Consider the following 11805-nt stretch of genomic DNA (forward strand, 5'->3'; position numbering starts at 1 on the left):
TCTAAAAGAATGGGTCGTAAACGCAGTATAGATCAAAACCAGATCTTAGATGCTGTTGAAGCCGTTGTGATAGAAAGCGGCGTTGCTAAGCTAACTGTTGAAGCCGTTGCCAATAAGGCTGGGGTTAGTAAGGCGACTGTGCTTTATGATTATAAATCCAAAGAGGCTTTGATCAGCGCGCTCATCAAACGGCATTTTTCATGCTATGATCAAATCGTCGCCGATGAACAATCCAAAGGCATGTCGCTGATGTCGGCTAACATTGAAGTGATTAGGCGACATTGTGGCGATAATGAACGCGCCGTTAGTCTTGCTATTTGTGCAAGCATGGCAAACAATCAAGCTATCCGTGAACAAATCATCCAATATATTTGGAAAGACATAAAAGATCTCAATATAGAAAACTTAGATAAACCCAATGCTTCCCTAGCTTATTTAGCTATGCATGGTTTATGCAGTCTTGAAATGCTTGGCGTTTTTCCGTGGAATGAAGACCAGCGTCAAAGAATACTGGATCATATTGATAATTTAGCAAAAAATAATGGTCAAGATGCAGAAATTTGATTTTATTCCATTATATTCGATTAAGTTATAAAATACTAATTAGCTTAAATTTAATTTCACTTTTACCATATATTTACTTGAGTAAAAGTATCATCTTTATTAATCTCCCAAAAGTAATAGGTATATCCTCATGCGTCCCCCAGCTTTTTTAACCAAAATCATCCTACCATTTTTGCTTTTAAGCGCATCATCTTATGGGCTTTACGCGCAAGAACAAGGTGGTGAAGCTCCCCCTCCCCCTGCCGTTAATATTGTCGTTGCCACCCCGCAATCGGTTCCTGTTGTCACTGAATTACCCGGCCGGGTTGCACCAACACGAGTTGCCGAAGTGCGGCCGCGCATTTCTGGAATTGTAGTTGAGCGTGTTTTTACCCAAGGTAGCACAGTAAAAGAAGGCGAAGTGCTTTATCGTATTGATCCCATGCCATTTCGTGTACGCGTTGCTAGCGCCGAGGCTTCCCTTGCCCGCGCTAAGGCTGTTGAATTAAATGCTAAGCAACTTGCCGAGCGCCAATCGCAATTGCGCGAGCGTGAGGTTACCTCGACAACCAATTACGATAATGCTGTTGCAGCTCTTGCACAAGCTGAGGCGGATGTGGCCCTAGCACAAGCATCACTTGATGCTGCAAAATTGGATCTTGGATATACTGAAGTGCGTGCACCAATATCCGGCCGCATTGGTCGTGCCTTAGTAACGGAAGGCGCTTTGGTTAGCCCAAGCGATGCTAATCACCTTGCTTTGGTTCAACAGCTAGACCCTGTTTATGTCGATTTTACCCAGTCTTCCAATGCCGTGCGTGAACTTCGGCGCAGCTTAGATGCTGGTGATCTTGAAAGCCCAGCCCCAGGGGAAGCAAGTGTACAACTGGTTTTTGATGATGGCACACCTTACAGTGAAAAAGGCCGCCTGTTGTTTTCGGAAGCGTCAGTCGATTCAACCACCGGACAAATCACCTTACGTGCTGAGTTTCCAAACCCAAAGGACGAGCTTTTAGCTGGCCTTTATGTGCGGGTGCGTATTGAACAGGCAGTTGATAGTTCTGCAATTCTTGTGCCGCAACGAGCCATTATTCGTGATAATAGCGGTGGTGCGCAGGTCTATGTTGTTGATGAAATGAATATCGCGCATTTGCGTAATATTACCCTTGGGCAAGCTATTGATAATAATTGGATTGTGCGCACTGGTATCAAAAGTGGCGATAAGGTCATTATCGATGGCGGTGCAAAAGTTCAAGACGGCACTAGTGTAGCGATTAGCCAATAACAATGTCGATGAGCAGTTTAAACCTATTTAAATCTGCAGCATTATGAAATGCTGATAATAGATCGCATTTATAATGTTTGTGAAATATTTAAAATAAGCCCCCGATGAAACGAGACCATTATGGCCCAGTTTTTTATTAAAAGACCTATTTTTGCCTTTGTTATAGCGATATTCATAACATTGGCTGGTATTATTGCATTGCCTTATCTACCTATAATGCAATATCCAAAAATTGCTCCGCCGCAATTAACAATCCGGACGTCTTACCCTGGTGCGTCACCGCAGGAAGTTTATGCCAGTGTTACCCGCCAGATTGAAGAAGAATTAAATGGCGTAGAAAATATTGCCTATTTTGAATCAAGCACTGATTCAAATGGTGGCCTTGAAATTACGGCAACATTTAATACAGGTTCAGATATCGCCAAGGCACAGGTTGATGTGCAAAACAAAATTCGCGGTGTTGAGTCACGTTTGCCGCGATCAGTCGTCGATCAAGGTATCCAGGTTGAAGAAGCTGGCAACGGCTTTATGATGTTTATCAGCCTTATTTCACCAGATGGTTCGTATGATAGTGTGGCCCTTGGTGATTATATGAGCCGTAATATCCTTGGTGAGTTGCGCCGTATTGACGGGGTTGGACGCGTACAACTATTTGCATCAGAGCGCGCATTGCGTGTTTGGCTGGATCCAGACCGTATGGTGGGACTAAATCTATCGGTTGACGATGTAACCGCTGCTATTCGTGCGCAAAATGCGCAGGTAGCTGCAGGCCGTGTTGGTGCAGATCCCAATCCTTTAACCCAAGAACTCACGGCAACCGTATTGGTTAAAGGGCAGCTTGCAACACCTGAAGAATTCTCATCTATTATTTTACGTGCAAATCCTGATGGCTCAACCGTACGGCTATCGGATGTTGCCCGTGTAGAACTTGGTGCGGAAGATTATAATTTTTCTACCACACTTGATGGCAAGCAATCTGCTGCTGCCGCCATTCAATTATCCAATTCCGGTAATGCCCTTGCTACATCAAAGCTTATTCATGCCAAAATGGCAGAGCTAGGAGCATTTCTTCCCAAAGGCGTAAGCTATCTTATCCCTTACGATACGACACCCTTTGTGTCGGCATCGATTGAAAAAGTTTTTCATACCTTGATTGAAGCCGTCATTTTGGTTTTCTTGGTGATGTTTCTCTTTTTACAAAATTTCCGCTATACGCTTATTCCCATCATTGTCGTTCCGGTGGCCTTGCTTGGTACTTGTGCCATTATGTTAGCGGCAGGATTTTCCATCAATGTGCTAACAATGTTTGCTATGGTGCTTGCCATTGGTATTCTGGTTGATGATGCGATTGTGGTGGTTGAAAATGTTGAGCGCATCATGGCAGAGGAAGGGTTGCCACCCAAACAGGCAACCCAAAAGGCGATGCATCAAATAACCGGCGCGATTATTGGTATTACACTTGTTCTCTCAGCCGTGTTTGTACCTATGGCATTTTTCCCAGGTGCAACGGGTGTAATCTACCGCCAATTCTCGCTTACCATGGTAGTGTCTATTTTATTCTCGGCTCTTTTGGCGCTTACTTTAACACCCGCTCTTTGTTCAACATTCTTGAAGCCTGTTCCCAAAGGGCATCACGATAAGCGCGGTTTTTTTGGTTGGTTTAACCGCAACTTTAATAGTTTGACCAATCATTATCAAGGTGGTGTGCGTTTCGCATTAGCTAAAAGCCGTCGTGTTATGGTCATTTATGTGGCTATCCTTTTAGGGCTCGGCTATACTTATGTGAAATTACCAACAGGCTTTGCCCCAAATGAAGATCAGGGCTATCTTATTGTCAGTGCATTATTACCACCAGAGGCTAGCTCCAATCGAACCAATGAAGTTCTATCACAAATTGATAAAATTTTTGCCGGAAATGATGCCGTTGATCATGTTATTGGCGTACGTGGTTTTAGCTTCTCAGGGTCAGGTGCCAATGCAGCAATCGTCTTTGTAACCTTAAAAGACTGGAGCGAACGCGGCAAAGGGCAATCAGCCCAAGATATTGTTAACTGGACGAATGGACAATTGGCATCAATTAAGGATGTTAGTCAAATATTTGCAGTTCTACCCCCAGCAATTGACGGCTTTGGTTCTACTGATGGCTTTAGTTTCCGCCTGCAAGATCGTGGCGGTTCAGAAAACATGTCGCTTAATGCAGCTACGGGACAATTGCTTGCCATGGCAAGTCAAAGTCCAATTCTAGCTGGTGTGCGCCCCGAAGGTTTGCCTGAATCAGCACAGGTCAATCTTGAAATTGATCGTGAAAAGGCAAATGCTTTTGGTGTGACATTTGCTGATATTAATACAGCTATTTCAGCCAATCTTGGTTCGGCCTATGTTAACGACTTTCCAAATGTAGGTAGGCTGCAACGTGTTGTTGTTCAAGCATTGGATACCAAGCGGCTTGATGCGGTTCAGTTGTTAAGCATTCACGTCAAAAATACCCATGGCGGAATGGTGCCTTTATCAGCCTTTGCTCATGTTAATTGGCAAAAAGGACCTGCGCAGGTTATTGGTTATAATGCCTATCCATCAATGCGTATCACTGGTTCACCAGCCCCTGGTTATTCAACCGGTGATGCAATTGCTGAAATGGAGCGTATTGCTAAAGCACTCCCAGAAGGCTATGGTTTTGAATGGTCAGGACAAACGGCAGAAGAGATTAAATCTGGTTCGCAATCTACCCTTTTATTTGCGCTATCTATTCTCTTTGTATTCCTATTGTTAGCAGCACTTTATGAAAGTTGGTCAATTCCGGTATCAGTGATGTTGGTGGTGCCACTTGGTATTATTGGCTGTGTTCTTGCGGTGATGATGCGTGATATGGCAAATGACCTTTATTTTAAAATTGGTCTTATCACCATTATTGGGCTATCGGCGAAAAATGCTATTTTGATTGTGGAATTTGCACGTGAGCTTTATGGTCAGGGTATGTCTCTTTCTAGTGCAGCACTGGAAGCGGCAAAATTACGCTTTAGACCAATTTTGATGACATCGTTGGCATTTTCGCTTGGCGTATTACCCCTTGCAATTGCTAATGGTCCTGGCGCGGGCAGTCAAAATGCAATTGGTACAGGCGTACTTGGCGGCATGATAACCGCGACAGTTCTTGCTGTTATGTTTGTGCCAGTTTTCTTCCTCATTATCCTGCGCTTCTTTAAAGTAAAGCCACAAGTTCAGGAAAAAGACGAAGTCGCTTAATATTTTATACCTTAAATAATAAAAGGCCATCAGTTGAACTGATGGCCTTTTATATTAGAGCGCATTTCGATCTGATTGAATCAGATCGAAATGCGCTCTAATCCATTGTTTACATCGCGTTTTTGCCCGAAAACCGCTTCACACTTTTCGGAAAACGCTCTAAGAATATCCTATTTACTCTTATCCACCACCATGACAGCAGGCGAATAAACACAATCCTTCTATCATACGTTGTTTACAACTACTCCTCGATATCAACACCGTCAAAAGCGTGCGACCCCATAGGATCCATGATATAGTTTTTAACCTTGTTGGACATTGGCATAAATACGGTTGAATTGGCAATAACTAGCCATGGAGCCTCTTTATTAAAGAGTTCTTGCGCTTCTTCATAAATTTTAACACGCTCATCATGATCCGTAGTCGTGCGACCACGTTGTATCAGATCATCAAAATCCTTATTACACCAACGCGCATAATTATTAGTGCCAACACCAGCACAGGAGTTTAATACTCCCATAAAATTATCAGGGTCACCATTATCACCGATCCAACCCATCATAAAAGCACCATCGCGCCCCTTATCATTGCCCGCCTTTAGGTATTCCCCCCATTCCATCGAAACAATTTCACTTTTGATACCAACCTTAGCATAATCTGCCTGAATAAGCTCAGCAGTTCTACGACCATTTGGCATGTAAGGACGCGATATCGGCATTGCCCAAATCTTCATTGAAAGATCCTTGACGCCGGCTTTATCAAGCATCTTTTTTGCTTCTTCAGGATTATATTCATCCGGCCTAATATTTTTGTTAAAACCCCACATTGTTGGTGGAATTGGATTTTGTGCAACTTGACCTGCACCACCAAACACAGCATCAACAATAGCTTGCTTATTGACTGCTTTATTCAAAGCTTGGCGCACTTCTATTTTATTAAAAGGTGCTTCTTCGGTATTATAGGCAAGATAGGCAATATTAAGCCCAGCTTGTTCTTGTACAATTAGATTTTTATCAGCCTTTAAATCGGGCAAATCATTAGGATTGGGATAAGAAGCAATTTGGCATTCATTTGCCTTAAGCTTTTGCATACGAACAGATGGATCAAGAGTGATTGCAAATACCAAATTATCAATAGGTTGTTTGCCTTGGAAATAGTCAGGATTTGCTTTAAAGCGGATAACAGCATCCTTTTGATAGCCAACAAAGATAAATGGCCCTGTACCAACCGGTTGTTGATTCATCAATTCCATTTTACCTTCTTTTTCAAGCTTATCACCGTATTCCTTGGAATAGATAACTGCGAAGGGCATGGCCATATTAGCAAGAAATGGGGCTTCAGGCCTGTTTAAAGTAAAACGCACTGTATAATCATCAATTTTGTCGATGGATTTGAACAATGTGTTCATTTCCATACTTTCAAAATATTGCCACGATACGCCAGGGGTATAATTATGCCATGGATTATCCTTCTTCCATTGCCTCTCAAAAGAGAAAATAACATCATCGGCATTGAAGTCTCGGCTTGGAGTAAAATAGCTGGTTGTATGGAACTTAACACCTTTAGTTAGATGAAATGTATAAGTTAAACCGTCATCAGAAATGTCCCATCTTTCCGCAAGGCCAGATTTGATATTGCTGGTGCCTTTAACAAAATCAACTAATTTATTAAAAACTGGTCGACTACTTGCATCAAAAGTTGTACCAGATGTATAAAGCGCTGGATCAAAACCTTCAGGCGAGGCTTCAGAGCAATAAACCAAGGTTTTAGCTGACACAGTGGTGGCTACCCCACAAAAAGCTGTAGCAATAATAGCGGTGCGAATAAGTTTATTTATCATCATTGCGCATTCCTTCCCAAAAACTGCGGTCTCAACGATTATCACGCGGCAAAATTACAAAAACAGCAAGCAATTTTTTTGCGTTTAAACATCAAATAGCGAATATTTTTATGAATGATAGAAGTAGCGAAATTAAAAAAAGCGGGTGAAAATCACCCGCTTTAACAATTTTAAATTACCAATATCATTCTTCAATATCAACATTTTCAAAACGATGAAGCCCTAGCGGGTCCATAACATAGTTTTTAACATTTTTGGACATTGGCATAAAGACAGTAGAATTAGCAATGACGAGCCATGGTGCCTCTCTATTAAACACCTCTTGTGCTTTTTCATAAAGCTTTACCCGCTCATCATGATTATTACTGATGCGAGCTTTTAAAATGATATCTTCAAACTCCTTATTGCACCAACGCGCATAATTATTGGTACCAATGCCGACACAAGAATTAAGCACCCCCATGAAATTATCAGGATCGCCATTGTCGCCTGTCCAGCCCATAATCATAGCACCATCGCGCCCCTTATCATTGCCCGCTTTTAGATATTCCCCCCATTCCATCGACACAATATCAGCTTTTACACCAATATGAGCAAAATCTGACTGGATGAGTTCGGCGGCGCGGCGAGCATTAGGCATATAAGGGCGCGAAACTGGCATCGCCCAGATTTTCATTGAAAGATCTTTTACCCCGGCTTCTGCAAGCACTTTTTTGGCTTCATCAGGATTATATTGGTCTGGTTTAATAGCTTTATTATACCCCCACATTGTTGGCGGGATTGGATTTTGTGCAACCTGCCCTGCACCACCAAAAACTGCATTAACAATACTTTGCTTATTAACTGCCATGTTTAAAGCGCGGCGCACTTCCGCTTTATCAAAAGGCGCTTCTTCAGTATTATAGGCAAGATAAGCAACGTTAAGACCCGCTTGCTCTTGTACATTGAGATTTTTATCTGCTTTTAATTCAGCAACATCATTGGGGTTGGGATATGATGCAATATGACATTCACCAGCTTTTAATTTTTGCATACGAACTGATGGATCAAGAGTGATCGCAAAAACTAAATTATCAACGGCTGGTTTACCACGATAATAATCAGGATTTGCCTTATAGCGAATAACCGCATCTTTTTGATAGCCAACAAAAATAAATGGCCCTGTGCCAACCGGTTGCTGGTTCATTAGCTCCATCTTACCATCTTTTTGCAATTTATCGGCATATTCTTTTGAAACAATCGACGCAAAATCCATAGCCATATTAGCAAGGAATGGTGCTTCAGGTCGCGTTAAAGTAATTTTTACAGTATAATCATCAACCTTTTCAACTGATTTTAAAAGTTTGCCCATATCCATACTATCGAAATATTGCCAAAGGATACCCGGCGTATAACTAAACCAAGGGTTATCTGTTTTCCATTGCCTTTCAAAAGAAAACACCACATCGTCAGCATTCATATCGCGACTAGGGGTAAAATAATTAGTAGTTTGGAACTTTACACCTTTACGCAGATGAAATGTATAAGTTAAGCCGTCATCCGAAATATCCCAACTTTCAGCCAAACCAGCCTCGGTATTGCTAGTGCCAACCACAAATTCAAGCAAACGACTATAGGATGCACGTCCTGCAGCATCAAATGTTGTACCAGATGTATAGGCGGAAGGATCAAAGCCTTCAGGCGATGCCTCTGAGCAATAAACAAGAGTTTTAGCTGAAGCACCGACAATGCCAGCTAATACCGATGCAGCTAAAGCCGTTGCCATTAAAGTAGATTTCAAAATTTTCATAAGATACCTCCCTGTGCGGTCAGTTGGAAATAACATGGCATATTAACGTTTTTTATATGTTCCAAAACTTAGAACCCAATGTAAATATATAGGTATCTTAAGGTAAATGAATTTTAGGTAACTTGTAAAGCGTTCATTTTATATATTAAGGGGGCGCTTTTGCTCAGCATTTTCGTTAAAGTTTTCTGCCATAAGCCATTTTAAATATTTCTGTCGCAAATCAGACCAATCCCGATCTATGATGGAAAACCATGCGGTATCGCGATTTTGTCCCTTAACGACCATATGTTGGCGAAACAAGCCTTCATATTGAAAACCAAAGCGGAGGGCTGCCTTTTTAGAAGGCTCATTATTATTGTTACACTTCCATTCTAAACGTCTAAATTTTAATGCAAAAACATAATCAGCAACTAGAAAAAATGCCTCGGTAGCGATGCGGCTGCGCTTTATAGCATCGCCCCAAAGGATATGGCCGATTTCAATAATGCCATTATCCAAATCCATGCGCATAAGGGCAAAGCGCCCTTCTGCACGATTGGTTCTTTTATCAATCACCGCAAAAAATTGAAGATTAACGTTATTTATGGCATTTGCCATCCAGCACTTAAATTCTTCAATATCAATAGGTGGAAGTTCTGCTAAATATAAGAAACGCTCTTCAGCCAACCCATTTTTTGAAGCCGCAAATAAATCACTCAAGTGCGCAGCTATTGAAAGCGGGACCAAGCGGACATATTGCCCTTCGATTATCTTTTGCTCAGGAGCTGTACAGCCATTCCACGCCAATTTTTCAACCATCACACCCCCGCTTAGCAGCCAATAGTAAAAAAGCTATTTTCCGTTGATATATTGATCTATTTAAATCGATATTAAGATTTAGCGCACCAAAATAGGCGTACCAACAGGAACACGAGCATAAAGATCAATAATATCTTGATTAATTAAGCGAATACAACCTGATGACATAGATTTACCAATAGACCACCATTCTGGCGAACCATGAATACGATAGCCAGTATCGTTGCCATTTTGGTAAATATATAATGCGCGCGCTCCCAATGGGTTAGTTGGCCCCGGCTGCATACCATTTCTATATTGCACAAGCTCCGGTTGGCGTTTTATCATTTCGGCAGGTGGTGTCCAAACAGGCCATTCGCGCTTATATTGTACTTTAGCACGCCCTGACCAACTAAAGCCAGCACGCCCAACACCAACGCCATAACGGATAGCATCACCGCCATTTTGAGTAAAATAAAGAAAATAGTTTTTTGCATCAACAACAATCGTCCCGGGTCCCTCACCCGTTGTATTAGGGACAATTTGGCGACGGTATTGGCGAGGTATTTGGTCATAAGGGATGGCTTGCAACTGGAAACCACGTTCGTTAACGGCTGCATACATAGTATCAGAAGATGTTACCCTAGCATCAACGCTAATTGGTGGCCTCATGGCATTGCCACCATTAGGGCCAATGATTGCACTCGTCGTAGTTGTATCAATGGCGGGCAAAAAGCGGTCCATTGTACATCCAGCAAGACCACTCATCATAAAAAGACCGGTGCCTTTTAACATTAGTCGTCGATTTTGTAACGAACGTTCATTGGTCATGATACAACCTTCAAGTAATAAAACCTATTTGAGAAAAATAAAATGGCAAGACAACCCATCCTATCAATGTATTTTCTCCCAAAACTTAAGACCTTATTTAACGCTAGCAATATTGAAAAAACGTTAACCCCAAAAACTCATTTACAAAGCGCAATATTGTAAAGATAGAAATAACAATATTAAAACATAAGCCAAACGCATCAATGTGGCATCATCATTTTTGATGTTTTCAAGAAAAATACAAAAAGGCGCTATAAATCACCTAGATTTACAGCGCCTTTAAGAAAACAGCAAAGTAGCGGTATTTATCCCCTGATTGCCCGACCAAAAGCAATAAGGACACATGCACCAACAAAACCAGCGATAAGATAGCCAAGCCAGCCATAAAAGCTAACACCAAACCAACCAAGTACAAGGCTTGCAAGTGCGGCACCGACTATACCTAAAATAATGTTGAGAATAATACCGCCGCCACTTTTCATGAACATTTGCGCGAACCAGCCCGCAAGACCACCAACAATTATGCTTGCAAAAAAACCTAAGCCCATGAGTTCATCTCCTTTATGAATGACGATTAAAAAAATTCTTTGTAATATTGCAGTCAGAAACTTTGAAAACAAATCTCTCATATTATAAATGGCGAGAACTCAAAAAAGTTCCTCCAATAATTATTATATAAGATTCAAAACATGAAAAACAAATTTTTAAAATAATTTTCAAAGCATTTCGTGTAAATTTTTGTAAACCACCAACCTAATAATGTTATTATAAGATAGCATAACCATCAGTTAAAATAAACAATAAACACCTAGCAAGATTAATACGAATTTAATTCAGATACAAATACTAGAAAGATTGAATAGCACTTTCAAACGTATCAATGTTAAATGGCTTTTTAAGTTTTGGTTATAACAAAATTAGCTTATTTCTAAAAATAACAAGAACCCAAACGGTTCATCAATTACATTAATAAGGAATTACGGGCATTTGATTATATATACTTTAAACATAAAATTCACTTTACACATTATTGTAAAAATGCCTTAAATTATAAGAATGCCTTAAATTTCATTTAAAAGGATAGTGCAATGGTAGTCGACCTTACCCCTTCCCCAATCAGAAAAATTAAAACAGATAATCCTATAACCTTAGCACTTGCTATCAAAGGTTCACTTAACGATGCTGATATTGAAAATCTCTATGGCCTCATGGAAGCTAAAGCGACATTGCATGAAAAATTCAATATAATCATTATTTTTTATGGAACTGATGAGGTTGAATGGTCGGCTTTATTTAAACCCGATGCACTTTCCATGAACAAGGAATTGCATGATAAAGTCGATCGATACGCTGTAGTTGGTGGACCAAGCTATATGTCTTTTACAACCAAATTTTTAAGTCCATTTTTGGCTCCCAATTTTCGTTGGTTTGCGGCAGATGATGTTAACGCTGCATGGGATTTTGTTAAAAGCAAACCGGTAGAGAATGAAGAATAAA

General features: G+C 40.9%; 9 protein-coding genes. 4 read left to right on the plus strand and 5 right to left on the minus strand.

What is annotated here, in order from left to right; all coding sequences use genetic code 11:
- The first annotated feature begins 9 nt into the window (after window positions 1-9).
- The 3 genes from N6A79_RS09910 (at window position 10) to N6A79_RS09920 (ending at window position 5071) form a co-directional block, all read left to right on the plus strand.
- Window positions 10-564 (plus strand): TetR/AcrR family transcriptional regulator, encoded by a 555-nt coding sequence (locus N6A79_RS09910; protein WP_262078393.1) that lies wholly within the window; start codon window positions 10-12, stop codon window positions 562-564.
- A gap of 130 nt (window positions 565-694) precedes the next feature.
- Window positions 695-1828 carry an efflux RND transporter periplasmic adaptor subunit gene (locus N6A79_RS09915; protein ID WP_262078394.1) on the plus strand — a complete coding sequence of 378 codons (1134 nt, stop codon included), beginning with the start codon at window positions 695-697 and terminating at the stop codon, window positions 1826-1828.
- A 120-nt stretch (window positions 1829-1948) separates the two neighbouring features.
- Window positions 1949-5071, plus strand: coding sequence for a multidrug efflux RND transporter permease subunit (locus tag N6A79_RS09920; RefSeq protein ID WP_268545815.1), 3123 nt, complete (start codon window positions 1949-1951; stop codon window positions 5069-5071).
- A gap of 241 nt (window positions 5072-5312) precedes the next feature.
- On the opposite strand, the gene N6A79_RS09925 is transcribed toward N6A79_RS09920, so the two are convergent.
- The 5 genes from N6A79_RS09925 to N6A79_RS09945 all read right to left on the minus strand — a co-directional run bounded on the left by N6A79_RS09925 (window position 5313) and on the right by N6A79_RS09945 (window position 10856).
- Window positions 5313-6914 (minus strand): ABC transporter substrate-binding protein, encoded by a 1602-nt coding sequence (locus N6A79_RS09925; RefSeq protein ID WP_268545816.1) that lies wholly within the window; start codon window positions 6912-6914, stop codon window positions 5313-5315.
- A 181-nt stretch (window positions 6915-7095) separates the two neighbouring features.
- Window positions 7096-8700: an ABC transporter substrate-binding protein gene (locus N6A79_RS09930; protein ID WP_182417479.1), complete on the minus strand. Its 1605-nt coding sequence runs from the start codon at window positions 8698-8700 to the stop codon at window positions 7096-7098.
- A 138-nt stretch (window positions 8701-8838) separates the two neighbouring features.
- Window positions 8839-9498: a GNAT family N-acetyltransferase gene (locus N6A79_RS09935; protein WP_268545817.1), complete on the minus strand. Its 660-nt coding sequence runs from the start codon at window positions 9496-9498 to the stop codon at window positions 8839-8841.
- A 78-nt stretch (window positions 9499-9576) separates the two neighbouring features.
- Window positions 9577-10308: a L,D-transpeptidase gene (locus N6A79_RS09940; protein WP_182417481.1), complete on the minus strand. Its 732-nt coding sequence runs from the start codon at window positions 10306-10308 to the stop codon at window positions 9577-9579.
- A gap of 305 nt (window positions 10309-10613) precedes the next feature.
- Window positions 10614-10856: a GlsB/YeaQ/YmgE family stress response membrane protein gene (locus N6A79_RS09945; RefSeq protein ID WP_268545818.1), complete on the minus strand. Its 243-nt coding sequence runs from the start codon at window positions 10854-10856 to the stop codon at window positions 10614-10616.
- 540 nt (window positions 10857-11396) lie between these two features.
- On the opposite strand from N6A79_RS09945, the gene N6A79_RS09950 reads away from it, so the two are divergent.
- Window positions 11397-11804, plus strand: coding sequence for an STAS/SEC14 domain-containing protein (locus N6A79_RS09950; RefSeq protein ID WP_268545819.1), 408 nt, complete (start codon window positions 11397-11399; stop codon window positions 11802-11804).
- Window position 11805: the final 1 nt, after the last annotated feature.

This window comes from Bartonella sp. HY761 (genome assembly GCF_026743145.1).
GTDB lineage: Bacteria > Pseudomonadota > Alphaproteobacteria > Rhizobiales > Rhizobiaceae > HY038.

Coding starts and splice junctions, on each gene's coding strand:
- N6A79_RS09910 (WP_262078393.1), top strand. CDS start 10: ATGGGTCGTAAACGCAGTATAGATCAAAACCAGATCTTAGATGCTGTT.
- N6A79_RS09915 (WP_262078394.1), top strand. CDS start 695: ATGCGTCCCCCAGCTTTTTTAACCAAAATCATCCTACCATTTTTGCTT.
- N6A79_RS09920 (WP_268545815.1), top strand. CDS start 1,949: ATGGCCCAGTTTTTTATTAAAAGACCTATTTTTGCCTTTGTTATAGCG.
- N6A79_RS09925 (WP_268545816.1), bottom strand. CDS start 6,914: ATGATGATAAATAAACTTATTCGCACCGCTATTATTGCTACAGCTTTT.
- N6A79_RS09930 (WP_182417479.1), bottom strand. CDS start 8,700: ATGAAAATTTTGAAATCTACTTTAATGGCAACGGCTTTAGCTGCATCG.
- N6A79_RS09935 (WP_268545817.1), bottom strand. CDS start 9,498: ATGGTTGAAAAATTGGCGTGGAATGGCTGTACAGCTCCTGAGCAAAAG.
- N6A79_RS09940 (WP_182417481.1), bottom strand. CDS start 10,308: ATGACCAATGAACGTTCGTTACAAAATCGACGACTAATGTTAAAAGGC.
- N6A79_RS09945 (WP_268545818.1), bottom strand. CDS start 10,856: ATGGGCTTAGGTTTTTTTGCAAGCATAATTGTTGGTGGTCTTGCGGGC.
- N6A79_RS09950 (WP_268545819.1), top strand. CDS start 11,397: ATGGTAGTCGACCTTACCCCTTCCCCAATCAGAAAAATTAAAACAGAT.